This is a genomic window from Nonomuraea sp. NPDC049152 (assembly GCF_040648355.1).
Lineage (GTDB): Bacteria > Actinomycetota > Actinomycetes > Streptosporangiales > Streptosporangiaceae > Nonomuraea.
This window is the reverse complement of sequence record NZ_JBEZDO010000036.1, coordinates 52283-75290: the sequence shown is the minus strand read 5'-3', so window position 1 is coordinate 75290 and position 23008 is coordinate 52283. Positions and strand designations below refer to the sequence as shown.

At 70.1% G+C, this 23008-nt stretch carries 25 protein-coding genes, 4 tRNA genes, 1 pseudogene and 1 riboswitch; of the genes and pseudogenes, 13 read left to right on the top strand and 17 right to left on the bottom strand.

Annotation, left to right across the window (positions count from 1 at the left end):
- Positions 1-61 precede the first annotated feature (61 nt).
- Positions 62-260: riboswitch (cobalamin riboswitch) on the bottom strand.
- A gap of 4 nt (positions 261-264) precedes the next feature.
- Positions 265-1170 carry a tripartite tricarboxylate transporter substrate-binding protein gene (locus tag AB0B45_RS43060; protein WP_358143416.1) on the bottom strand — a complete coding sequence of 302 codons (906 nt, stop codon included), beginning with the start codon at positions 1168-1170 and terminating at the stop codon, positions 265-267.
- A 64-nt stretch (positions 1171-1234) separates the two neighbouring features.
- A complete protein-coding gene (locus AB0B45_RS43055; protein WP_358143414.1) occupies positions 1235-1810 on the bottom strand; it encodes a helix-turn-helix domain-containing protein in 576 nt (191 codons plus the stop codon).
- A gap of 79 nt (positions 1811-1889) precedes the next feature.
- Between AB0B45_RS43055 and AB0B45_RS43050 the strand changes: the two genes are divergently transcribed.
- Positions 1890-3320 carry an alpha/beta hydrolase gene (locus AB0B45_RS43050; RefSeq protein WP_358143412.1) on the top strand — a complete coding sequence of 477 codons (1431 nt, stop codon included), beginning with the start codon at positions 1890-1892 and terminating at the stop codon, positions 3318-3320.
- 20 nt (positions 3321-3340) lie between these two features.
- Here the strand turns inward: AB0B45_RS43050 and glmS are convergent, their stop codons facing one another.
- Together glmS and AB0B45_RS43040 are read right to left on the bottom strand one after the other, a co-directional pair.
- Complete coding sequence (gene glmS / locus AB0B45_RS43045) at positions 3341-5161, bottom strand: glutamine--fructose-6-phosphate transaminase (isomerizing) (RefSeq protein ID WP_358143410.1); 1821 nt, start codon at positions 5159-5161, stop codon at positions 3341-3343.
- A gap of 13 nt (positions 5162-5174) precedes the next feature.
- Positions 5175-5471: a hypothetical protein gene (locus AB0B45_RS43040; RefSeq protein WP_358143408.1), complete on the bottom strand. Its 297-nt coding sequence runs from the start codon at positions 5469-5471 to the stop codon at positions 5175-5177.
- Positions 5472-5656: 185 nt separating this feature from the next.
- Between AB0B45_RS43040 and AB0B45_RS43035 the strand changes: the two genes are divergently transcribed.
- The 6 genes from AB0B45_RS43035 to AB0B45_RS43010 all read left to right on the top strand — a co-directional run bounded on the left by AB0B45_RS43035 (position 5657) and on the right by AB0B45_RS43010 (position 8596).
- Positions 5657-7447: an N-acetylmuramoyl-L-alanine amidase gene (locus AB0B45_RS43035; protein ID WP_358143406.1), complete on the top strand. Its 1791-nt coding sequence runs from the start codon at positions 5657-5659 to the stop codon at positions 7445-7447.
- Positions 7448-7539: 92 nt separating this feature from the next.
- Positions 7540-7611 (top strand) — tRNA-Gly (locus AB0B45_RS43030).
- 16 nt (positions 7612-7627) lie between these two features.
- Positions 7628-7698 (top strand) — tRNA-Cys (locus AB0B45_RS43025).
- A 50-nt stretch (positions 7699-7748) separates the two neighbouring features.
- Positions 7749-7820 (top strand) — tRNA-Gly (locus AB0B45_RS43020).
- 19 nt (positions 7821-7839) lie between these two features.
- Positions 7840-7914: transfer RNA gene (locus tag AB0B45_RS43015), tRNA-Val, on the top strand.
- Positions 7915-8209: 295 nt separating this feature from the next.
- Positions 8210-8596, top strand: a complete 387-nt coding sequence (locus AB0B45_RS43010; protein WP_358143404.1) for a Scr1 family TA system antitoxin-like transcriptional regulator — start codon at positions 8210-8212, stop codon at positions 8594-8596.
- On the opposite strand, the gene AB0B45_RS43005 is transcribed toward AB0B45_RS43010, so the two are convergent.
- Positions 8577-8807 (bottom strand): hypothetical protein, encoded by a 231-nt coding sequence (locus tag AB0B45_RS43005; protein WP_358143402.1) that lies wholly within the window; start codon positions 8805-8807, stop codon positions 8577-8579. The two genes, AB0B45_RS43010 and AB0B45_RS43005, sit on opposite strands and share 20 nt — an antisense overlap.
- 92 nt (positions 8808-8899) lie before the next feature.
- Here AB0B45_RS43005 and AB0B45_RS43000 point away from each other — a divergent pair, with 92 nt between their 5' ends.
- On the top strand, positions 8900-10000 hold the full coding sequence (locus AB0B45_RS43000; protein WP_358143400.1) for a serine hydrolase domain-containing protein: 1101 nt from the start codon (positions 8900-8902) through the stop codon (positions 9998-10000).
- A gap of 170 nt (positions 10001-10170) precedes the next feature.
- Complete coding sequence (locus AB0B45_RS42995) at positions 10171-10668, top strand: hypothetical protein (RefSeq protein ID WP_358143398.1); 498 nt, start codon at positions 10171-10173, stop codon at positions 10666-10668.
- A 61-nt stretch (positions 10669-10729) separates the two neighbouring features.
- Here AB0B45_RS42995 and AB0B45_RS42990 read toward each other — a convergent pair whose 3' ends face one another.
- The 3 genes and pseudogenes from AB0B45_RS42990 to AB0B45_RS42980 form a co-directional block, all read right to left on the bottom strand.
- Positions 10730-10906, bottom strand: coding sequence for a hypothetical protein (locus AB0B45_RS42990; RefSeq protein ID WP_358143396.1), 177 nt, complete (start codon positions 10904-10906; stop codon positions 10730-10732).
- Positions 10903-11973, bottom strand: a complete 1071-nt coding sequence (locus AB0B45_RS42985; RefSeq protein WP_358143394.1) for a family 16 glycoside hydrolase — start codon at positions 11971-11973, stop codon at positions 10903-10905. The genes AB0B45_RS42990 and AB0B45_RS42985 overlap by 4 nt, the downstream gene beginning before the upstream one ends.
- A pseudogene (locus AB0B45_RS42980) lies at positions 11922-12730 on the bottom strand (ThuA domain-containing protein); the annotation flags it as partial. The pseudogene AB0B45_RS42980 and the gene AB0B45_RS42985, both read right to left, overlap by 52 nt.
- A 375-nt stretch (positions 12731-13105) precedes the next feature.
- Here AB0B45_RS42980 and AB0B45_RS42975 point away from each other — a divergent pair.
- The 3 genes from AB0B45_RS42975 (at position 13106) to nfi (ending at position 14872) form a co-directional block, all read left to right on the top strand.
- Entirely contained in the window at positions 13106-13663 is a 558-nt protein-coding gene (locus AB0B45_RS42975) for a TetR/AcrR family transcriptional regulator (RefSeq protein WP_358143392.1), read from the top strand.
- A gap of 21 nt (positions 13664-13684) precedes the next feature.
- Entirely contained in the window at positions 13685-14044 is a 360-nt protein-coding gene (locus AB0B45_RS42970; RefSeq protein WP_358143465.1) for a DUF6463 family protein, read from the top strand.
- 171 nt (positions 14045-14215) lie between these two features.
- Positions 14216-14872, top strand: coding sequence for a deoxyribonuclease V (nfi, locus tag AB0B45_RS42965; RefSeq protein ID WP_358143390.1), 657 nt, complete (start codon positions 14216-14218; stop codon positions 14870-14872).
- On the opposite strand, the gene AB0B45_RS42960 is transcribed toward nfi, so the two are convergent.
- The 8 genes from AB0B45_RS42960 to AB0B45_RS42925 form a co-directional block, all read right to left on the bottom strand.
- Entirely contained in the window at positions 14873-15760 is an 888-nt protein-coding gene (locus tag AB0B45_RS42960) for an alpha/beta hydrolase (RefSeq protein WP_358143388.1), read from the bottom strand. It abuts the gene before it with no gap.
- Positions 15757-16047 carry a hypothetical protein gene (locus tag AB0B45_RS42955; RefSeq protein ID WP_358143386.1) on the bottom strand — a complete coding sequence of 97 codons (291 nt, stop codon included), beginning with the start codon at positions 16045-16047 and terminating at the stop codon, positions 15757-15759. The genes AB0B45_RS42960 and AB0B45_RS42955 overlap by 4 nt, the downstream gene beginning before the upstream one ends.
- Positions 16044-16346 (bottom strand): hypothetical protein, encoded by a 303-nt coding sequence (locus tag AB0B45_RS42950; RefSeq protein ID WP_358143384.1) that lies wholly within the window; start codon positions 16344-16346, stop codon positions 16044-16046. Before AB0B45_RS42950 ends, AB0B45_RS42955 begins: the two co-directional genes overlap by 4 nt.
- A 13-nt stretch (positions 16347-16359) precedes the next feature.
- Positions 16360-17367, bottom strand: coding sequence for an alpha/beta fold hydrolase (locus AB0B45_RS42945; protein WP_358143382.1), 1008 nt, complete (start codon positions 17365-17367; stop codon positions 16360-16362).
- A 9-nt stretch (positions 17368-17376) separates the two neighbouring features.
- Entirely contained in the window at positions 17377-18483 is a 1107-nt protein-coding gene (locus AB0B45_RS42940) for an NAD(P)-dependent alcohol dehydrogenase (RefSeq protein WP_358143380.1), read from the bottom strand.
- Complete coding sequence (locus AB0B45_RS42935) at positions 18480-19115, bottom strand: hypothetical protein (RefSeq protein ID WP_358143378.1); 636 nt, start codon at positions 19113-19115, stop codon at positions 18480-18482. The genes AB0B45_RS42940 and AB0B45_RS42935 overlap by 4 nt, the downstream gene beginning before the upstream one ends.
- Positions 19116-19189: 74 nt before the next feature.
- Positions 19190-20470: a ferritin-like protein gene (locus AB0B45_RS42930; protein ID WP_358143376.1), complete on the bottom strand. Its 1281-nt coding sequence runs from the start codon at positions 20468-20470 to the stop codon at positions 19190-19192.
- Position 20471: 1 nt separating this feature from the next.
- Positions 20472-21470, bottom strand: coding sequence for an alcohol dehydrogenase catalytic domain-containing protein (locus tag AB0B45_RS42925; RefSeq protein ID WP_358143374.1), 999 nt, complete (start codon positions 21468-21470; stop codon positions 20472-20474).
- Positions 21471-21613: 143 nt separating this feature from the next.
- Here AB0B45_RS42925 and AB0B45_RS42920 point away from each other — a divergent pair, with 143 nt between their 5' ends.
- Positions 21614-22069, top strand: a complete 456-nt coding sequence (locus AB0B45_RS42920) for a group II truncated hemoglobin (RefSeq protein ID WP_358143372.1) — start codon at positions 21614-21616, stop codon at positions 22067-22069.
- Here AB0B45_RS42920 and AB0B45_RS42915 read toward each other — a convergent pair.
- The gene (locus AB0B45_RS42915) at positions 22054-22965 is read right to left on the bottom strand and encodes a hypothetical protein (protein WP_358143370.1); all 912 of its coding nucleotides are present in this window, start codon (positions 22963-22965) and stop codon (positions 22054-22056) included. The two genes, AB0B45_RS42920 and AB0B45_RS42915, sit on opposite strands and share 16 nt — an antisense overlap.
- Positions 22966-23008 lie beyond the last annotated feature (43 nt).

Sequence of the window (23008 nt, the reverse complement as noted above, 5' to 3'; positions counted from 1 at the left end):
AGGGCAGGCGAGGAGAGCACGCGGGCATGCCGCGAGGCCCCCTGGCCCTCCCTCGAGGCCTTGGACAGGTCACACCGCTGGCAGGTCTTCGGACTCGCGGGCGTACGTCAGCTTCCTACTGGCCGTCGCTTCCCAGACCATGGGCCCAGTGCTTCGTGACGGCGGTCGTTCCCGCTCACCGCTGCGGGGCAGCGCCGGAATCTCACCGGCTTCCCTTTTGCTTCGCCCTGCTCGGGCGAACCAGCGACGACCAGGATCCTACATCTAGTGGCCGCGGACGCAACTACCCCAACAAGTTGTGTCGATCAGGCCGAGGTCCTTGAGCACTTCGCGGGTCCTCGAGATCTCGGACGCGAGCCACACCCCGAAGTCGTCGCCGCTGAGCGGGAGGGGCTTCCATCCCCTCGTACGGCAGGCGTCCAGCCACTGCGCCGACTCGGCGATCTCGTCGAGCACCTCGACCGCCTGGGCGCGTTCGCGCTCGCCCATCTCCGGGGGCCCGAGCACCCCGCACCAGTCGGCGAAGTCGACCCGCACGCCCGACTCCAGCAGGGTCGGCGCCTCGAGACCCTCGACCCGTTCGGCCGAGGAGACGGCCAGCGCCCTGACCCGCCCCTTGTCGAGGCGCTTGCGCCACTCGCCGAGCGGGCCCGCGGCGACGCCCACCCTGCCCGCCAGCAGCGCCTCGGCCGCGTCGGCCGTGGTCGGGTAGCCCGCGTAGTCGAGCACTCTGGCGTCCGCGCCGAGACCGCGCGCGACCAGCCCGAACAGCAGGTGGTCGGACTCCCCCTGCGGCCTGCCGCCCAGCACGGTGCCGCCGGGCTCGGCGATCAGCCGCCGCGCGAAGTCGTCGAATGCGCGAAAGAGGGAGGCACTCGCGACGACCAGGACCTCGACGTCTCCGACCAGCCTGGCCAGCGGGGTTCCCGTCGTCTTCGACCTGGCCATCTCTGCGGCGGCGAGCGTGGACAGGCCCGTCACCGTGAGCTGGGTCCCGCCGGCCACCACGCCGTCGCGCTTGAGCTGGCCGGCGAGAGCCCTGGCGATGGGGATCCAGGCCTCGCCGCCGGGCACGACGGAGAAGCTCGGGGCCTGTCGCGTGGCCGTACCGCAGCCCGCCAGGCATGCCAGCGTGGCCAGCGCTCCCGCCACGAACTCCCGACGGCGCATGCGCGGCCCCTCCCCCGTCTCCTCCAACCACTGCTACACCATGTTATTGACAGGGCACAGAGAGTCACGCCTCGGGGGTGGAAAGGTCGGCGGGGACGGCGAGCAGGCGGAGGTGGAGGGGCCTGGCCTCCTGGGGGGCGTCGGCGGCGCGACGGCTGTACTTCTTCAGTAGCAGCATGTACTCCTCGAAGAAGGCCTCCAGCTCGCTCAGCGTCATTCGGCCGAGGCCGCGCGACACCTTCACCCACGCCGGGTCGGCCTGGTAGGCGGCGGGCAGGAGCTCCAGGAGGATCCCCTTGTCCTCCTCTAGCCCGATCCGATGGAACTCGGCCAGGACCGGGCGGTCCTCGGGCGCGAGCTGGGCGGGGTGGGGCAGCCTGATGTCCCCCGTCTCCGCCTTCCGCCACCACCGCTCGCGTCCGGCCGACCGCTCGGGGATCTCCTCGATGAACCCGTACTTCTCGAGCTGGCGCAGGTGGTAGCTGGTCGTGCCGGTCTTGGCGTCGAGCAGCGAGCCGAGCGTCGTGGACGTGGCCGGACCGTGCAGGCCCAGGTGACGGAGCATGGCCCGGCGCATCGGGTGGGCCAGCGCCTTCAGCTTGCCTGGATCGTCAAGAACCCATGGCTCCTCATCCTTCATGACGATCACCCTAGTCCTCCAGAAGGATTTCTGCAGACACCTCTTTGCCGATAAGTCTCTGCAGAGTATGTTCGGCGACATGAAGCGATTCGTGATCACAGCGATGGCCGTGCTGATGGCGCTGGCCGTACCGGCGGCGGCGCAGGCCGCGCCGACCGGAGCACCGGCGCCTCCCGTGCCGGTGCCCGCCGACCTGGCCGCGACGGAGGTGAGCTTCGCGGGCAGCGGAGGTCTCACCCTGCACGGGACGGTCCTGTCCCCCAAGGACGGACGCGGCGCACGGCCCGGGATGGTGCTCGTGCACGGCGCGGGCGAGGGCACGCCCAGGACCAAGCTCATGACCGAGGCCGTGGAGTTCGCCAGGCGCGGCATGGCGGTGCTGGTCTACGACAAGCGCAGCGTGGGCTACTCGATGTTCGTGCGGTCCTACTCGCAGCTGGCCGACGACGCCCTCGGCGCGGTGGCGGCGCTGCGCCGCCAGCCGAGTGTGAATCCGGCCGGGGTCGGGCTGTGGGGGCTGAGCGAGGGCGGATGGGTGGTGCCGCTGGCCGCCTCCCGCTCCGCGGACGTCGCGTTCGCGGTGCTGGTCGGCGCCAACTCCCACCAGCCGCTGCGCCAGCAGGCGTGGGCGGTGTCGGCGGGCCTGCGCAAGGCGGGCGTGTCGGGCTCGCTGCCCGACAGGGCGGTGCCGACGTTGTACCGGGCGATCGCCGACGGCGGGCTGTACCCCGAGCCCTGGTACGACCCGCTGCCCGTGCTGCGGAGGGTCCGGCAGCCTGTACTGGCGATCTGGGGCACGAACGACCTGCTCACCCCGCCCAAGGAGAGCCCTCCGCTGATGGCGGGGACCCTGGCGGAGGGCGGCAACGAGCACGTGACGCTGCGCCTGTTCCCCGGCGCGGACCATGCCGCCCATCAGAGCCCCGACGGCGGCGTCACCAGGCTGCCCGAGCTGGCCCCCGGCTACCCCGACCTGGTGGGCTCATGGGTGTCGGACGTCGCCGCGGGGCGCGCGCCCCTGTCGAGCCCGCCGGAGGCGACCACGCGGGCGCAGCAGGCGTCGGCGACCATCGCGGTGCCGACGCCGTCCTGGTGGGAGTCGGCGCCCGTGCAGACCGCCGCGCTCCTGCTGTTCCTGGTCGCCTTCCTCGGCTATCCGCTCGCCGCCGGCGTCCGCCGGATCAGGGGCACGGGGGTGGCGTCGAGCGCCGCGCCCAGGCTGCTGGCGGGCTCGGGGCTGGCCGTGGTGGCCGGTGGCTTCGGCTACCTGATGTTCCTGATGAGGACGGGCGGCAAGCTGGCCGAGCCCGGACCGGTCCTGGCGGGACGGCCCGTGCTCTGGCTGCTGCTGCAGGCGCTGACGGTCGCCGTCGCCGTCGCCACCGTGCTGACCGCGCGCGCCTGGCGGAGGGCCGAGCGGCGCTCCGAGCGGGTACGGCTCGGCCTGCTCGTCACGGCGGGCGCGGTCATGATCCCCTGGGCCCTCTACTGGGGCCTGCTGCTCCCCTGAGGGCCTCCCTCTCGTTCCGCCTACTCCACGGTGACGCTCTTGGCCAGGTTGCGCGGCTTGTCGACGTCGCGCTCCAGGGCCACGGCCGCGTGGTAGGCCAGCAGCTGCAGCGGGATCGTGAGCAGGATCGGGTCAAGCTCGATCTCGTTCTTCGGAATCACGATCACGTCGTCGGCCAGCTTGGCGTCGGGCTCGCGATGGCCGATCATGAGCACCCGCCCGCCGCGCGCCCTGATCTCGCCCAGCGTGGTGAGGTTCTTGTCGAGCAGCTCGTCGTCCGGGACGATCGCCACGGTCGGCAGCTCGGGCCCGATCAGCGCGAGCGGCCCGTGCTTGAGCTCGCTGGCCGGGTAGGCCTCGGCGTGGATGTAGGAGATCTCCTTGAGCTTCTGCGCACCCTCGCGGGCCACCGGGTAGCCCCGCACCCTGCCGACGAACATCATGCTCGGGTGCACCGCGTACTTCCTGGCCAGTTCGGCGATGCGGTCGCCCTGCTTGAGGATCTTCTCGATCTGCGTCGGCAGCTCGCGCAGTCCTTCGACGATGCGGCGGCCGTCGGCGGGCGACAGGTCGTGCACCCGCCCGAAGTGCAGGGCGAGCAGGGCGAAGGCGACCGCGGTCGAGGTGAACGCCTTGGTGGAGGCCACCGACACCTCGGGGCCCGCGTGCAGGTAGATGCCGCCGTCGACCTCCCTGGCGATCGCGCTGCCCACGGCGTTGACGATGCCGATGACCCGGCCGCCCTTGCGCTTGAGCTCCTGCACGGCCGCCAGCGTGTCGTAGGTCTCGCCCGACTGGCTGATCGCGACGTAGAGGGTGTCGGGGTCGACGACCGGGTTGCGGTAGCGGAACTCGCTGGCGGGCTCGGCGTCCGCGGGGATGCGGGCCAGCTCCTCGATCAGCTGGGCGCCGATCTGGCCGGAATAGTAGGCGCTGCCGCACCCGATGATCTTCACGCGGCGGAAGGAGCGGGTCTCGCGGGCGTCCATGTTGAGCCCGCCCAGGTGGGCGATGTGGAAGCGCTCGTCGAGGCGGCCGCGCAGGGTGCGGGCGATCGACTCGGGCTGCTCGGAGATCTCCTTGAGCAGGTAGTGCTCGTAGCCGCCGGTGTCGTAGTGGCCGGCGTCCCAGTCGACGGTCAGCGGCTCCTTGGCGGTCTCGCGCCCTCCGCTGGCGAAGGTGTGGAAGCCGTCGGCGGTCAGCACCGCCAGCTCGCCGTCCTCCAGGTGGACGACCTGGCGGGTGTAGCGGACGAGGGCGGCCACGTCGGAGGCGGCGAACATCTCCTTCTCACCGAGGCCGAGCACGATCGGGCTGCCGTTGCGGGCGACCACGATCTCCTTGGGCCGCTCGGAGTCGACGACCGCGATGCCGTAGGTGCCGACGATGCTCTTGAGCGCCTTCCTGACCGCCTCCTCGAGGGTGTCGGTTTCGGTCACCGTCCGGGCGATCAGGTGCGCGAGCACCTCGGTGTCGGTCTCGGAGACGAAGGTCACGCCCTCGGCGACGAGCCTGGCGCGCAGCTCGTCGGCGTTCTCGATGATGCCGTTGTGGACGACGGCGATGCGCTCGTCGGACGACAGGTGCGGATGGGCGTTCTCGTCGCTCGGCACGCCGTGGGTGGCCCAGCGGGTGTGCCCGATGCCGAGCGTTCCCTTGAACCTGGCGGGTACGGCCTTCGCGAGGTCGGCCACGCGGCCCTTGACCTTACGCAGCTTGAGCCCCTTGTTGGACACCACCACCCCGGCCGAGTCGTAGCCGCGGTACTCCAGGCGCTGCAGCCCTTCCAGCAGGATGGGCGCGGCATCCTTGCTGCCGACATAGGCGACGATTCCGCACATGGGCCAACCTTTCTTATCCGTAGACGAGCCTGCGCAGCTGACGCAGCGACAACTCGGGTGCCGCCACGCGCCGCGCCGGTAGTTCCGCCGCGATCCTGGGGAAGATCTCGTCGTTGGTGAGGCCGCGAGATTTCAGCTCACCGTGGCGGCGCCGTACGAACTCCTCGACAGGCTCGGAGAAGTACGCCACCACCTCGGCCACCACGCGCGCAGCCTCACCGGGGGCGAGCTGGCTCGTCCTGGTCAGGTGCGCGATGAGGTCCTCGTAAGGATGCACAGGGGAGGACCCTACGCAGGGATCACACGGCATGCCAACATTCCTGCCCGAAATCGGGCAGGAATCACTCTCTCAAAGGCGACACGCCCATGGATGGAGTGCTTGCACACCCCTGGGAGGCCGACATGCGCACAGAGATCGCCATATCGCGCGAAAGCCGCGAGAAACTCGCCCGTTACGCTACGTAATTGACTGATCTCGTTTAGCAGGGGGTTCTCATGCTGCTCTGGGCCGCCGCCGCACTTCTGTCCGTGCTCGCATCGGGCGGGGCTCAGGAGGACTTCCAGGCCGCGGCCAAGGAGTACGGCGTGCCGGAGAGCGTGCTGCTCGGCGTCTCCTATCTCGAGTCGCGCTGGGACTCCCACGACTGGCGGCCCAGCGTGTCGGGCGGGTACGGGCCGATGCACCTGGTGGACGCCGAGGCCGTACCCGAGGCGGGACAGCACCACACGGGCGACCCGCGGGGCGACGACTCACGGCCGATGAGCATCACCCACCCGCCCCTGACGATGATCCGGCAAGACGAGCAGACGTTGCAGCTGGCCGCGCGGCTGACCGGACTGCCGGTCGAGCGTCTGCGGCAGGACAGGGCCGCCAATCTCAGGGGCGGCGCCGCCCTCCTGGCCGACCAGCAGCGCAGGCTCGGCTCCCCGCTCAGCCCCGACCCCCTCGCCTGGCACGAGGCCATCGTCCGCTACGCCAGCGCGTCCTTCGCGAACGAGGTGTTCGACGTGATGCGCGACGGCGTCGAGCGCCGCACCGACGACGGGTCGCTCGTACGGCTGCCAGCCACCCCTGTGCCCGCCCTCAGAGTCGCGCCCGCCTCGGACACCGAGTGCCCCGCCACGCTGGAGTGCGAGTGGATGCCCGCCGCCTACAAGCGCTTCGGCAAGGACGACTACGGCAACCACGACAGGCTCAGGTCCAAACGGGAGATCGACTACATCGTGATCCACGACACCGAGGGCTCCTACGGCGGCATCCCCTCGCTGGTCAAGAACCCGAAGTACGTCAGCTGGCACTACACGATCCGCTCCGTCGACGGGCACGTCGCCCAGCACGTCCTCACCAAGGACGTGGCGTGGCACGCGGGCAACTGGGACGTCAACACCCGCTCCATCGGCATCGAGCACGAGGGCTACCTGGCCCAGGGCGGCACCTGGTACACCGAGGCGATGTATCGCTCGTCCGCCAGCCTGGTCCGCTACCTGGCCACCCGGTACGACGTGCCGCTCGACAGGGCGCACATCATCGGCCACGACAACGTGCCCGGCTCCAACGCCGACAGCGTTCCCGGCATGCACGACGACCCCGGGCCCTACTGGGACTGGGCGCGGTTCTTCGCCATGATGGACGCGCCCATCGAGGGCAAGACGAGCGGCCGGTCCGTGATCATCAAGCCTGACTACGACCTGCACCAGCCCGCCTTCGTCGGCTGCGTGCGCAAGCGCCCCGGCAAGCCGTGCGAACCGCACGGCGCCACCACCGTCTGGCTCCACACCGAGCCGCGCGACGACGCCCCCCTGGTCGACGACATCGGCAAGCGGCCCAACGGGGCCTCCACCTTCAGCGTCTACGACCAGAGCGCCCGCGCCTCCGTCGGCCAGCGCTACGCCCTCGCCGGCACCTCGGGCGACTGGACGGCCATCTGGTACCTCGGCCAGAAGGCGTGGTTCCGCAACCCGCCCTCCCAGCCCACCGCCGTGCGCGCCTCGGGCCCGCTGGTCACCCCCATCCGCGACAAGGTCGAGGTGTACGGCAGGGCGTACCCGGAGAGGTCGGCCTACCCGCGAGGGGTGAAGTTCCAGGAGCACGCGGCGCTGCCGTACACGCTGCACCGAGGGCAGTACTACTCGCTCGGGCAGACGCTGCGGGGGTCGTATCTGGCGGCGTCGCACTTCAACCCGGACAAGCACGTCATGGTCCGCGGCAGGCTCCGCTACCACCAGATCCAGCTCGGGCACAGGGTGATGTTCGTCAAGGCGGACGACGTGCGCGTGGTGTCGTGAAAATCGCCCCCCACGGCGGCACGTTGCGCACGTGCACTCGCCAAAGGCGATATGGTTTTCCCGTGGTCGGCGAGCAAATCGCTGGATAACACGCGGAAGTGGCTCAGTGGTAGAGCATCACCTTGCCAAGGTGAGGGTCGCGGGTTCGAATCCCGTCTTCCGCTCGGAGCAAGATCTCCTGGTGGAGTGGCCGAGAGGCGAGGCAGCGGCCTGCAAAGCCGTCCACACGGGTTCAAATCCCGTCTCCACCTCGTGCGTCACGCGGAACCTCCCGGATCCGCTAAAGTAGTTCGAGCGACATGCGGAAGTGGCTCAGTGGTAGAGCATCACCTTGCCAAGGTGAGGGTCGCGGGTTCGAATCCCGTCTTCCGCTCTGAGTTCCAACTCAACAAGGACGATTAGCTCAGCGGGAGAGCGCTTCCCTGACACGGAAGAGGTCACTGGTTCAATCCCAGTATCGTCCACCACGCTCTAGAGCAGACCGGGTCTGACCTGGTCGAACATGAGACAGAGCCCCAGCTCACGGCCAGTGCCGCGAGTCTGGGGCTTCTTGTTGTTTATGGACTTTCGTGGCTGCTGCCAGCACACGTGCTGACGTCGTGCTGACCCGAGATGGCTGCCGTTGACTCGGACCTCTTGACCGTCTCGCCCCTGGCATTGAAGCTCATCACGTCAGGGCAAGGGCGGGCAACCGCAAGATCGGAGCACATCAAGAGCTGGCGGCCCGCGCCGGTTGGCATGGCAACACGAAGGTCAGCAAGATTGAGCACAGTACCCGCCCACCGTCCGCTGAAGACGTTCGTACCTGGTCAGGTGTGCGGTGTTTCTCCACAGCGCACGAACGAGCTGCTCGCCGAGCAGCAGTCCACGGCTGGAATGTGGGTCACGTACCAACGGCTGAACCGCGCGGGCCTTCGCCAGGCGCGAGCTTCGGTTCGGCCTATCTACGATCGCACCTCCCTCGTTCGGGCTTACCAGTCCAGGACCTTCCCCGGCTTGATTCAGACTGCCGGGTTTACCACCACAGTCCTGCAGCAGGTCCGCATCCGTCAGGGCGTCCAAATCGATGACGTCACGGCAGCGGTTGCCGAGCGGATGGACCGCCAGCGGGCGTCGAAGGCGGTCATCGTCAGCGCCTCCTCAGCTTGACGCCGGCGGCGATGAGCCGCTGGGCATGCTTCTTGTGGACCGCCTGGCGCGTCACTCCGAGCGCCTCGGCGACCTGCGGCCAGCTCCAGCCCGCTCGCATCGCCTGCTCGACGGCGGCGTCCTCGATCTGATCGGCCAGGCGCCGCAACGCCGCCACCGCCGCCAGCGCGTCGGCGGGCTCCTGGGAGGCTGGAATGTCATCAGCGGGCATACAAGCAACCGTAGTTGACTAATCCCAAGTTAGTCAACACAGGTTGCTAGCAGAGAGCCGATCTTCTTCGTGGAATGACGTATCGTCGTCGGATGGGATTACGTGCCGCGGCCGTCGCCCTGCTGCTGGGGCTATCGGCCTGCGCCTCCGGAACACCCACCCCGATCGGAACCCCGGCCGCCATGACCGAGACCTCGGCCCCTCCCTCCGCCAAGCCCGCTCCGGCCACTCCCCCGGCCGCCCCCACCAGGGTTCCGGCGGGGTCTCCCGATGCGCGGGCGGAGGTCGAGCGGCTGGTGCGGGCGGGGGCGCCGGGAGCGGTCGCCTACGTGCTGGACGGCGAACGCGTGTGGCAGGCCGCCGCGGGCGCCGCCAGGAAGCGGGTACCGATGCGGACCGATCACCGGTTCAGGATCGCCAGCATCACCAAGACCTTCACCGCGGCGCTCGTGCTCCAGCTCGTCCGCGAGGGGCGGCTGGCGGTCACCGACCGGGTCGAGAGCCTGTTACCCGGCGTGATCAGCACCAGGGCCACCGTGGCCGACCTGCTCACGCACACCAGCGGCATCCCCGACTACCTGACCGCTCCCGGCTTCACCAAGGAGCTGGAGGACGGCGGGCACCTGAGGAGGTGGCAGCCACGCGAACTCGTCGCCCAGGCGGGCCCCGCGGGTCCACCCGGTACCTACTCCTACTCCAACACCAACTACATCCTCCTGGGCATGATCCTGGAGAGGCTGCGGCGCGAGCCGTACGAGAAGCTGGTTCGCGATCGGATCGCCCTGCCCTCGACCGAACTGCCGTCCTCCCTGCAACCCGACGGCCTCGCACACGGGCGGGACGGCGCCACCAGAGTGGACGCGTCGATCTTCTGGACCGCAGGCGGGCTCGTATCGACCGTCGCGGACGTGGCCGCCTTCTACCGTTCGCTCTTCGGCGGCGCGCGGCTGGAAGGGCGAGTGATGCGCGAGGGCGGGTACGGCGTCTTCTCCGAGCGTCTCTACTGCGGCGTGGACGTGCTCACCCACTCCGGCCTGATCCTCGGGTACGGCGGCGCCGCCATGAGCACCGAGGACGGCCGCCGCGTCGTCGTGGTGCAGGTCAACGCGAGCATGCCGGGCGACGCGATCGCCGCGGCCGGGCGGCTCATGTGTTCGAGGCCCACTACCGGTGGACCGCCGGCGACGCACTGAACACCATCCACCGGACCGGTGCGGCCGATCAGCGGTCGAGGCGGGCGAACATCCCGACGGGGATCCCCTTGGCGGCCGGTTTCCCCGTGCGACCTGCGGGAATGGCGGGTTACAGGTGGGTCGGCGGGGGTAGCGCGACAGTTCCGACTCCTCGTGACAGGAGGGCTGCCGTGTCGAGATTTCGCGTCATCGGGGCCACCGCGTTCTGTCTCGCCCTCGCCACCGCCGCGTGCGCCGGCGACACGATCGACAACGCCAAGGGCACCTACCTCTACGAGCCGGCGAACGAGGGGGCCAACGCCTACCAGCGCGGCCTGCACCTGCTCAACGCCTTCCTGCTCGGCGGCGTGCCAGGGCAGCCGCCACCCGCCGAGCTACACCTGTACGCGGTGCTCGTCAACGATCAGTCACAGCCCGATCGTCTGGAGCGGATCAGCGTCGAAGGGGGCGGGTCCGTACGGCTGGCCGCACCGCTCGAGGTGCCGTCCCAGCAGCCGGTCGGGACCAGCCAGCCGATCGCCACCGTCACGGGGGTGCGCGAGACGGGGTGGGTCCCGATGACGTTCACCTTCAGCAGGGCGGGCACGGTGCGGGTACAGGTGCCGATCAAGGACAAGGTGGGCTACCTGTCGAGCCTCACGCCTTCGCCGAGCGCCGCGGCGTCGTGAGGGATGGGACGGGGTGACCGCCCTGCGCGGGGTGGAGGATGTCCCGCGCAGGGCGATCCGGTCAGCGGCCGCGCACCTCCAGTTCGAAGACGCGGGCCGCGTGGTCGGAGTCGTTCGTCGAGGTGATGACGTTCAGCCGCACGTGGCGGGCGGTGACCGCGCTCACCGGGGTCGGCGGAGTCGTAGCCAGGAGGACGGCCAGGACGACGGCCACGAGCACCGCCAGGGCGCGCCTCACGAGCGCACCAGCGTGAAGGTGTCGACGTCGAACAGGAAGCCGCCGCCGCCGCCGGTGAAGACGAGGTGGACCGGCCCCGAGGCCGAGCCGGTCAGCGTGGTGGAGACGGTCTGGAAGGTGTCCCAGCTGCCGGTGACGGGGACGGCCACCGAGCCGAGCAGCGGGCCCGTGGGCGAGCCTGCGCGGATCTGGATCGTGCCGCCCGAGCCGGCGGAGGAGACGCGCGCGGACAAGCCGGTGGCTCCGGCGCTGTCGACGCCGCCGTAGGCCGCCCAGTCGCCGTTGTTGATGTAGCCGACGGTACGGCCGCCGCTGGCGGGAGCGTGGTCGGCGGGCTGGACGCCGGACTGCGCGGTGTATGCCTCTCCCTCCACGGTGATCGGGCCGCCACCGCCGAGTTCCTTGATCCGGATGTTGCGGAAGGAGACGTCGTCGCCGTCGCCGTGGTTCTGGATGCCGATGTGCCCCTGGACGAGGCTGCGGGCCGGGTCGGTGTTGGTGAAGTCGTTGATCTTCACACCGTTGAGGAAGACCTGCAGCCGCTCGCCCTGGACGAGCAGTTCGTAGGTGTTCCACTGGCCCGGCGGGTTCAGCGCGGCGTCGCGGGCGGCGAGGTCGGCCGACTTTAAGCCGTAGACCGAGCCCGTGGTCCTGTCGGGGGTGTCGGTGGCGTCGATCTGCACCTCGTACCCGTTGTTGACCGCCGACCACGGGTCGCTCGACGGGGGGAAGCCGACGAAGACGCCCGAGTTGTCGTCGCCCGCCATCCGCCAGTCGAGCTTGAGCGAGTAGGAGCGGTACTCCTTCGCCGAGCACCACAGCAGGCCCATCCCGCCTTGGGAGGTGAGGGTGCCGTCGGCGTTGGCGAACGAGCCGGGTCCTGCCTGCGACCAGCCGCCGGTGGAGCCGTTGTAGATCGGCGTGTATCCGGTCTCCCGGCCTTGATCGCGCCCGCCGCGTAGCGGATGCCGCCGAGCAGGAGGCTCCTGAAGGCGGGGTCGGCGTAGGACTCCTGGGTGTGGCCGAGGCCCGTGTAGACGGCCCTGCCGGCGGACTGCGGGTGGCACCAGGTGATCGGGTGGTCGCCGCCCATGGAGACGCCGCTGTAGCTGCCCTCGTCGAGGCTCTGCAGGACGCGGGCCGAGCCGCGCGGGTTGGTGCGGTAGTTGTACCACTCGTCGGTGCGCGACCAGGTCGGGCCCAGGTGAGCGGTCGCGGGGTGGGCGCGGTCCTCGGTCTTCACGGTGGCCTGCTGGATGTTGGAGTGGCTGGCGAAGTAGGCGCCCACGAGGCGCTCGTAGTACGGCCAGCCGTACTCGGTGTCGGCGGCGGCGTGTCCACGTAGCTCGCGAACGCGTTCTGCTGGGCGTCGTTCAGCACGTCACCCGTGGTGCTGAGGAAGACCACCGCCTTGTACTGGGCCAGGTTGGCCGTGGTGAAGTCGGCGGCCTGCACGCCCTGCTGGGCGCCGAAGTGCTCGCCCTGCCGGTGACGCGGCTGAAGGACGCGCCTGCTGTGGCCGGTCAGACCGCCCGCGTCGGTGTACTCGGCGTCGAAGACGCCGTAGATGTTGGCGGCGGTGTCGTGCTCGCCGTCGGCGGGCACCGCGATGGAGCCGGAGCAGCCGTTCCTCGAGGTGATCAGATGGTCGTGGATGTCATGGCCGAGCAGGTAGTTCACCTTCACCTTGGCGCAGTCGATCGTGCCGTCCTCGGGGTCGGTGACCGTCACCTGGAAGGGCACGGTGTCGCCGAAGGAGAACAGCCGGCCGTCGGCGGGCGAGGTGAGCGAGACGGTCGGCGCGGTGTTGCCCGCGTTGATCACCACGCTGGCGGTGCCGGTCAGACCCTGGGGGTCCCTGACGGTCAGGGTCGCGGTGAAGGCGCCCGGCCTGGAGCTCGGCCACCAGGCTGGTGACGGTGGTCTTGTTCAGGCCCGTCTCGGCGGCCACGGCCGATCGGGAGCGCGGGCCCCTGCCGCTGACGTGGCGCAGGACGAGCGAGAGGTTGGCGCGGCGGACCGTCGCCTGGTCGGCAGGCCCGCCGTACGCGCCGTTCCCGATGCGACCCACGCCACTCCCCTGAGTTAGTTTGGATGGCTCGCCGAATTAAAGGCCGGGCTCCTCGATGCACGCAACCCGGTGAGATATTACGCTTTCGTAACGTAAATCCACACCATTCCGTATGGTACGGTTCACGTATGGCGAGCAAGCGTGACTGGCTGGAAGCAGGGCTCCTGGTGCTGAGCGAGGGTGGCGCCCCCGCGCTGACCATCGAGCGGCTGTGCGCCGAGCTCGGCCTGACCAAAGGGTCCTTCTACCACCACTTCAAAGGCATGTCCGGGTTCAAGACCGATCTGCTCGAACACTTCGAGGCCGAGCACACCAGCCGCTACATCGCGGGCGCGGAGATCGGGGGCGGTCCCGCGGCCACCAGGCTGCACCGCCTCATGAACCTGATCCTCGAGGACAAGGGCGGCAACCAGGAGCTGGAGATCGCCATGCGCGCGTGGGCGTTGCAGGACTCCGAGGTCCAGGCCCTCCAGCAGCGCGTCGACCGGTTGCGCGTCGACTACGTCAAGTCCCTGTGGCGAGAGCTGGGCGGGCCCGAGGCCGATGTCGAGCCGATGGCGCACCTGCTCTACCTGGTGCTGGTCGGGGCCCAGCAGGTCGTGCCTCCTGTGGTCGCGGAGGACCTTCGAGAGATCTACGCGCTGGCCCTGCGCCTGGCGCCGCACCATCGGAGAGGGAACGGATGAACGGACTGACCCGCTGCCGCGATCTCCACTTCGTACTGGGCCTTCGCCCAGCCCAACGCCTGGGCCGCCATCGCCGGCGACGGCTTCTTGGGCAGCGTCGCCGACACCGAGGCGCCCGACTTCTGGGCCCGTGAGTCCACGGTGTGGTTCATGGTGTCCGGCATCGCGCTGCCGGCCCTCGGCACGCTGACCCTGCACGCCGTACGGACGACGGGGCGGGTGCCCGCGCAGATCGGGTGGTACCTGCTGGCCATGGGCATCCCGCTGTGCGTGCTCTACTTCCCCGTCACGGGCAGTTGGGCGCTTCTGGTCATCGGGGTGCCGGCTCTGGCCGCCGCCCGCCGTACGAACGAGGCCGCGCCGAAGGCGGGAACGCGATGAAGGCTGGCAGGCACGACCGGAGTCATCGGGCTCCCCCTCGTCCGCCGCCGCGGTGGAAGCCTGCGCACGGCCCGCTCGCCGAAGGCCTGGCCGCTCCTCCGGGCTGAGGTCCCCGGCGGCCACCACCCATGGCGAGGTGCGGGAGGGCAGGGGAGGCGGTTGGATGGCGGGATGACGTCAGCACACCCGTGGCCCACCACGATCGCCGAGGCCGAGGCCGTACAGGAGCGGCTGCGCCCGCTGGTCGACCTGGACGACCAGGGGCCCGAGCGGGTCGAGTTCGTGGCCGGGCTCGATGTCGGCTACGCCACCGACCGCGACGAGGTGACAGGGGCCGTCGTCGTCCTTGAGGCCGGCACGCTGCGGGTCGTGGACAGCGCGGTCGTCCGCAGGCGCGCGGCCTTCCCTTACGTGCCCGGCCTGTTCGCCTTCCGCGAGCTGCCGCCGCTGCTGGCCGCCATGGAGAGGCTCACGGTGACGCCGGGGCTGCTCGTCTGCGATGGGTACGGCCTGGCGCACCCCCGCCGCTTCGGCCTGGCCTGCCACCTGGGCGTGCTGACCGGCCTGCCGGTGATCGGCGTGGCCAAGACCGCCTTCGTGGGAACGCACGACGACCCCGCCGCCGAGCGCGGATCGTGGAGCCCGATCCTGCTCGACGGCGAGGTCGTCGGCCGTGCGCTGCGGACGCGGCACGGTGTGAAACCGGTCTACGTGTCCCAGGGCCACCGGGTCGGCCTCGACAACGCCTGCGCCCACGTCCTGCGCATGACGCCCGCCTACCGCCTGCCCGAACCGATCAGGCTCGCCGACCGGCTGTCGCGCACCTGACTAGGAGGCGCTGACGCGACGCAGGAACGCGTGGGCCGCCTCGGCGACGGCGACGGGGTTCATGCTCTGCATCCCGTGCGTCGCGTTGGGGATCCCGCACCGCTCGGCCTGGGGCAGCCAGTTCATCAGGAAGCGCTGCGTCTCCCTGAACCCCGGCATCGCCGACTCGCTGTCCAGGCCCATCATGGCCAGCACGGGCATGGCCGGTTTGACGTCGACGAGCCGGTCCGCCTCGGACGGCTTGAAACCCCACTGGGAGATCGCGGGGAAGTCGACGGTGAACGTCGTGTCGACGCACTCCTCGACCCTCTCCCACACGTTCAGCGGCCCCGTCATCTCCACGGCGGACAGGAAGTTCGGCCCGCACACCGACTCCATGTACCGCTGCGCCGCGCCGAGCTTGTCGCCGCTCTCGTAGAGCTTCATCGCGCCCATGAAGGCGTCGATGTTGGCCTGGATCGCCTGGGGTTCCTCGCGCGGCAGGTACGGCTCCAGCAGGATCGCGCTGCGCACCCGCTCGGGGTGCGACAGCAGGAACTGGAAGGCGATCACGCCGCCGAAGGAGAAGGCCATGATGTGCGCCTTCTCGATGCCCAGGTGGTCGAGGAGCTCCCTGACGTGCTCGGCGCCCTCCTCGATGCTGAGCGCGTCCTTCTCCAGCGTGCTCCCGTTGTAGCCGGCCCGGTAGTAGCTGATGAACTGGTAGTCGTCCAGCAGCGGCTGGTGGAACCGCAACGGGGTGATGAGGCTGTCGGCGATGCTGGTGCCGTGGATGCACAGCACGGGTTCGCCCTCGCCGAGCACCGTGTAGCGGAGTTCGGCGTCGCTCACCTTGGCGCGCCTGTCGTGCTCGACGTTCCATTCACGCCCGAGGTACAACCCGTTCATAGCTGATGCTCCCTGTCGAGGGTGGGCACGAGGTCGTGGACGAGGAACTCGAGGTAGTACTGGCCCCACAGCAGGTGCCAGAGCGAGAACTCCGCGTCGAAGGCCTCGCCGCGCGACTTGGCCAGGCGCTCCTCGAGGTCCCATACGAAGGAGTTGAACTCCTCCTCGGTGAAGGATCCGCCCGCGGCGGCGATCACTGCGCTCTTCGGCTTGTCCTTGAGCCGGTCCAGCAGCTCGGGCCGGTCGGCCAGCCCGCGCAGGAAGTCGATGAGGCCTGATGTGCTCACGAGAGCTCCTCGTCGGTGAAGCGGGAGACGACGTCGTGGACCAGGTAGTCGAGGTAGCGCCTGCCCCACATCTGCCGCCACAGGGCGCTGGAGCCGTCGAAGGGCTCGCCGTCCTTCCCGACGACGACGTCGACCTCCAGCCTGCCCACGACCTGGCCGACCTCGCTGATGGTGAAGGTGAACCCGTCGCCGCGCGCGTGGAACATCATCCGCGACATGTCCATGGGCGCGTAGCGTTCGAGCATGGCGGGGCTGTCGCGAGCGGCCCGCAGGAACCTGACGAACTCTGCCTGGGACAAGGTGGGCCTCCCTTCAGCCTTCGAGGGCGTGCCTGATGACGTCGTCGATCGCCTTCACGTCCTGCTCGCTGAGCCCGAACGTGGCCAGGTGACCGTAGACGCTGTCGATCTCCCTGAACTGCGCGCCGGGGATCCAGCTCGCGTACTGCCTGCACTCGGCGGGCGGGAACAGCGAGTCGCCGGTGAGCACCGCCACGGTGGTCCTGGCGGTGATCCGGCCGAGCACCTCCTGCAGGGTCTCGCCGTCGGCGCCGGGCCACGAGGTGCGGGCCTTGCGCGCCTGGACGACCACGTCGTTGGGGTCCTGTGGCAGCCAGAAGCCCTCCCAGAAGCCCTGGACGAAGCCGTCGACGCTCTCGAAGCCGAGCGTGCGCCACACCTCCGCGCTGCCGTAGTAGAAGGTGCGCGGGGGCGCGGTGAGCGCCGAGCCGTGCGCGACCCTGGCCAGGCCGCCGCTGACGGCGGTCGCGTCCTGGTAGTCGCCGCCGTTCCAGTTGGGGTCGGCGGTGATGGGCTCCTCCACGACGGTCTTGAGCCACAGCTTGGTCCACGGGGGCGGGGTCGGCGCGCCCGCGATCGGCGCGATGCGCCGCACGACGTCGCCGAACCTGAGCGCCCACTCGTAGACCTGGATGGCGCCGATCGACCAGCCGAGCACCAGGCGGACCTCGTGCACGTCGAACTTCTCGGCCAGCAGCCTGTGCTGGGCGATGACGTCGTCGCCGATGGTGACCTCGGGGAAGGCGGAGCCCGCGAACGGCGCGGGCGTGGTGCTGGGCGCGGAGGAGGGGGCGAGGCCGAAGTGGCCGGGCAGCACGATGAAGTACTTGCTCGGGTCGAGCGGCCTGCCCTCGCCGATCCACCCGTTGAGCACCTCGGCGGGGGCGCCGAGGAAGGTCGGGAAGACGATCACGTTGTCCTTGGCGGCGTTGAGCTCGCCGAAGGTCTGGTAGGCCAGGCGCGCTCCGGGAATCGTGGTTCCCGAGATGAGCTGGAAGTCGCCGAGCTCGAATATCTCCATGGTTGCCTCTCAGCCGAATCGCAGGATCGTTTTGAGGTTCTTGCCGGCCTTGAAGTCGTCCACGGCCGACTGGATGTCGGCGAAGCGGTACTCCTTGACGAGCGGCTCGATCGGCAGGCGGCCTGCCTTGATCAGCCTGGCCAGCAGGGGGATCAGCCTGTCGGGGTCGCTGTCGCCCTCGCAGACGCCGAGGATGCGCCGCCCCGGCAGCAGGCGGTGCACGTCGATGGAGACCTCCACCCCGTACGGCGGCGCGCCGACGACGGCGACCGCGCCGCGCGGGGCCAGCGCCTCGATGCCGCCGCGCAGCACGTCGGGGTTGCCGACGGCCTCGACGACGTAGTCCACGCCCGCGCCGCCGGTGATCTCGCGCAGGGCGGTGGCGAGGTCGGCCTGGCTGCTGTCGACGGTGTGGGTGGCGCCGAACTTGGTCGCCAGTTCGAGCTGGTCCTGCCTGCGGCCGACGGCGATGATCTCGGCGACGGGCATGAGCGCCGCGCCCATGACGGCCGCCAGGCCCACCGAGCCGGTGCCGATGACCGCGATGGAGGAGCCGGGCTCGGGTTTGAGCGTGTTCCACACCGCGCCGGTGCCGGTCTGGATGCTGCAGCCGAGCGGCGCGAGCAGCTCGAAGGGCAGGTCGTCGACGACCTTGACCACGCTGCGCTGGTCGGCGATCGCCAGCTCGGAGAACGAGGACTGGCCGAAGAACCGCCCGCCGAGCTGCGCGCCGTCCCTGCTGATGGGCGAGGTGCCGTCGACGCGCTTGCCGCCGATGAGGTTCTGCGGGATCCACGTGGTGCAGTAGGCGGGGTGGCCCAGCCTGCAGGACGCGCAGGCGCCGCAGGAGGTGAAGGTGAGCACGACGTGGTCGCCGGGACGCACCTTGGTCACCCCGGGGCCGACCTCTTCGACCACGCCGGCGCCTTCGTGACCGAGCACTCCCGGCAGCGGGAAGGGGATGAGCCCGGCGGCGACGGTGAGGTCGGTGTGGCAGATGCCCGCCGCCTTCATCCTGACGAGGACCTCGCCCTGCCTGGGGTCGTCGAGTTCGACGTCGCGCAGCGTGAAGGGCGCCCCTGGCCCCTCTACGACCGCTGCCTGTGTGGTGGTCACAGCTTGTCTCCACTTCTGGTCGGGTGGGAGCTGGTGAGGCGGAACCACTCCGGCGGGCCCCACTCCGCCCCGTGGCCGACCTGCGGCGGCTCGCCCGTCACGCGCACGACGTAGTAGTCGAGCAGGCCGGGTGAGCGGCGCGTCCAGATCGAACCCGCCTCGTCGTGGTGGCGCTGGCCGAAGTAGAGCCGGTCGCCCGCGATGCCCAGCAGGTCGTACTCCAGCGGGCACTCGTCCACGCCCGGCAGGTCGATCGGCGAGCAGCCGCCGAGCGAGACGTCCTGCCACTCGCCCTTCTCCCAGTGGCCGCTGCCCGACTTCACCCCCTCGGCCGCCGTGATGAGAGCGTCGTCGAACAGCCGCAGGCACGTCTTGGTGCGGGAGAAGTCGACCTCCCTGGCGCCCTCGGTGACCGCGCTCGGGCCGAGCACGTCGAAGAAGCCGGTGATGATCAGCTCGAAGAGCCGCTCCCGGCAGTCGGGGTCCTTGTAGGAGTTGAAGTGGATGGCCCAGAAGGGGCTGCGCAGCCAGAAGTCGTCGATGCCGTAGATCCCGGGAAAGACCTCGGCCGCGAACGGGCTGCGCCACCGGCCGTCCAGGAGCTCGGGCGTGATGTCGGCGCTGGTTTTCATACTGCCTCCTGCGGAAATGCTTTTACGGCTGCGCGACGGCGGTCAAAGAACCGGTTCGTACCTCGGCAAGTCGCTCACGCAGTTCGTGAGGTCGGCCGCAGGTGCGGCGGCACGTGCGCGGCCAGCCGTTCGGCGACCTCGGCGGCCCGCCGTCCAGCGGCGACCACCTCGGCGGGCGCGCCGCCGGCGCGCTCGATCTCCGCGCAGCGGTCGACCAGCACGAGCGTCCGCTCGTGCAGCAGCGCCCACGAGGGTTCGCGCCACGGCACGGAGTTGGTCATCGCGTAGTACATCTCGAACGCGAACCCCGCCGTGCGTCCCTCCTGACCTGAGGGCAGCCTGGTCATGGCGGTCGCCAGCGGCCTCAGCACCTGGGCCATCAGCCCGATCGCCGTGCCCACCAGCAGTCCGAGCTGCTCGTCGCTCTCGTCGGTGTGGGTGAAGAACCTCGTGAGGACGTGCAGGATCAGCTCGTACGCGACGACCGCGAGTTCGGCGACACCGCGCGCGTCAGTGGCGGTGAGCAGCGGCACCGGCTTCCCGATGTCGTACGGCTGGCGCAGGTATCCGGGCGAGACCGGTCTGGCCGGCTCGAAGGCCGGGTCGGCTTCACACAGGCTGCGGTACTCCTCCCACATGGCCAGGAAGCGCCCGTAGTGGGCCTCGCGCCAGTCGCCGCGCGACCCCTCGCCCTGCTCGATGATCATGTCGATGGCGGCGAGCGCCGACTTCAGGTCGGTGACGGCGATCAGCTGCGGCCAGCGGAACAGCTCGGGCGTGGCCTGGGCGCGCGGCGAGCCGACGAAGACCGCCTGCTCGCCCAGCCTGTCGCACAGCGCGCGCAGGCCCTCCTCGAGGCCGCGATACAGGTGCCCGATGGTGGTGTACTCCTGCCCGCGCGGCATGAGCTCCTCGGGCACGAGCGTGGTGCGGCTCGGCGCGGCGGGAACGAACTCGTGGGCGTCCTCGATCGGCATGCCCTCGGGCCGTTCGAGGAACAGGAAGTGCCGCAGCGCCTGCTCGCCGAAGGGCAGCAGGTCGAGCTGGAAGCCCGAGGGGAAGTACCCCGAGCGCTGGGGGAAGTTCGGCCTGCCGAAGGTGGGCGCCGCGCCGATGGCCGCCATCAGGTTGGCGACGAGGGCCAGGTGCAGCATCTCCTCGACCGCGATGCCGTGGAGCGTCGTGCGCCATCTGCCGACCGCCTCCGCCTGCTCGGCGGTGAGCTCGTCCGCCTCCTTCAGGCTGAACTCGGCGTACAGGTACTGGCACATGATCATGTGTTCGAGCTGGGAGGCCTCGATGAGCAGCCACCACAGGTGCTCCCTGTTGGCCACCACGATGCTGGGTTCGGGCATGTCAGTCGTGCTCCAGCACGGCGCGGTAGCGCACCTGACCCGCCTCGACGCGCTTGAGCACCTCGTTGATCTCGGCCATGGGGTACTTCTCGACGCGGGGGACGACCTTGCCCTGCGCCATGAGGTCGAGCACCTCGACCAGGTCGGAGCGGTTGTTGTGGGTGCTGCCCTTGATGGAGCACTGCTTGAACAGCAGCGTCATCATGTCCTCGACCTGGAGCGGTCCGGTGACTCCCATGGTGACCAGGCGCCCGCCGTACCGCAGGCCCGACAGCACCTTGGCGACCTGTTCGGCCGAGGTGGTGGTGGCCAGGATGATGTCGGCGCCGCCCGCCTCGGTCAGCGCCTTGCCCGGGTCGCCGTCGACGACGACGCCCTCGGTGGCGCCCAGCTGCCTGGCGTACTCGGCCTTGTCGGGCGAGGTGGTGAGCACGACGGTCTCCAGGCCGATGGCGGCGGCCAGCTGGACGGCCATGTGGCCGAGGCCGCCGACGCCGAGCACGCAGACCCGCTCGCCGGGGCGGGGGTCGGCGTTGCGCAGGCCGCTCATCGAGGTGAACCCGGCGCAGAAGGCGACCGCCGCATCGCTGTAGGACAGCCCCTCGGGCAGCAGCGTGCAGCCGCTCTCCCACGCCAGCATCAGGTCGGCGTAGCCGCCGCCGAGGTCCATCCAGGTCTGGGTGTGCTCGCAGCGCACCGGCCTGCCGCTCTGGCAGTGGACGCAGCGGCCCTCGCCGCGCTGCATCCACGAGACGCCGACCCTGTCGCCCACCCGTAGCGTGGTGACGCCGGGGCCGAGCTCGACGACCTCGCCGACCGGCTCGTGGCCGGGCACGATGGGCAGCTGGACGGGCCAGTGCCCGCGGTGGACGAGGACGTCGCTGAAGCACATGCCACATGCGTGAATGCGGACGACGACCTGGCCGGGTCCCGCCACGGGGTCGGCGAGCTCCTTGAATTCCCACGGTGAGTTCAGTTGCGTGATCACGGCTGCGCGCACGATCTCCTCCTCCGCCTGCGATCCGGAGGACCACGGTAAGGACGGCCCGAGCGCGGCGGACAGGCTGACTTAACGCAGCTCGACGGGTTTCCTTGAGGGCGAACGCGCTGGACAACCTCGCGGGTGACCATGAAGGTGGGTGCATGACCAGTCTGTACTCGCACGCAGGCGGCGATGAGGCGCTGCACAGGCTCGAGGAGATCTTCTACGCGAAGGTCCTCGAGGATCCCCTGCTCAAGCAGCTGTTTCCCGAGCGTCGCGCCACCCACGTCGATCACCTGACCTGGTTCACGGCCGAGTCCTTCGGCGGCCCCGACCGCTTCACCCGTGAGCTCGGCTTCGACTACCTCATCCAGGTGCACCGCCACCTCGACATCACCGACGAGCAGCGCGAGCGTTTCGTGGCGCTGTACATGGAGGCCTTCGACGAGGCGGGGCTGCCCGGCGACGAGCCGTTCCGCGAGGCGGTGCGCGAGCACCTGGAGTTCGGCTCGCGGGTCGCCCAGCAGAACTCCCGCGCCGCCACGGACGACGAGCTCCACCCGCTGCGCGCGGTCCCGAAGTGGACCTGGCAGGAGTCCGATCAGTCCAGCTCGTAGTGCAGCCGCGCCTCGATGGCGTAGGCGTGCGGCGCGTAGCCGGTGCGCCGGTGCTGGAAGACGACCCACGCGGCCTGCGCGTCGCACTCGGCGGGCAGGCCGGCGTCGTGGGCGGTGCGCAGGGTGTCGGAGAAGTTGCTCTCCTCGCGGCCCTGCAGGCTGACGGGCACGGTCGGGAGCCTGATGCACAGCTCGGCGGCCAGGCGCTGCATGCAGCGCGTGCCGGTGTCGAGCAGGGCGCGGGTGTGGGCGGGAGCCCAGCTGGGGGCCAGCGCCTCGGTGAGCGCGGCCACGTCGAGCACGATGACCGCCGCCTTCAGCCAGTCCAGGTCGCCTGCGGGCCTGCGGAATGTGAGGGTGGGGTGGGCGATGTGGGTGCTCTCGACCTCGGTCATCCAGCCCGTCCACTCGGCGAACAGGGTGTCGAGATGGTCGCGTGAGCCGGTCCTGAGGTAGGCGGCCAGCAGCGCGTCGGCGTCGCGTGGGTTGCAGACGCTGCCCGCCAGCCTGGCGACGAGGCGTTCGCGCCTGCCGTATGCGTGCAGGAAGCGGAGCAGGTAGGCGGTGACGGCCGCGAGCAGCAGTCCCCTCGAGGCCCACTCGGCCTCCCGCAGCGGCGTGCCGTCCAGGAGGGCGAACCCCGCGGACGACACGCCGAGCCAGATCGCGGCCACCGAGAAGACGGCCAGTGGCGCGCACAGGTCGAGCAGCGGCTCGCGCACCCGGCGCGGCAGCCGTCCCGCGACCGCGACGAGGACGGAGGCGAGGGTCCGCAGCGTGCCGCGGACCAGCCTGGACGGTCTTCCCCTTGGGGTGAAGATCGTGAGCAGGACGCTCACCCAGACCCCTGACACCAGCGCACCGCCGACCAGCGCGGTCATCACGGCGATCACCATGGCACCCATCTTCGGGTCTGCGGCGGACATGTCCCAGAGCCGC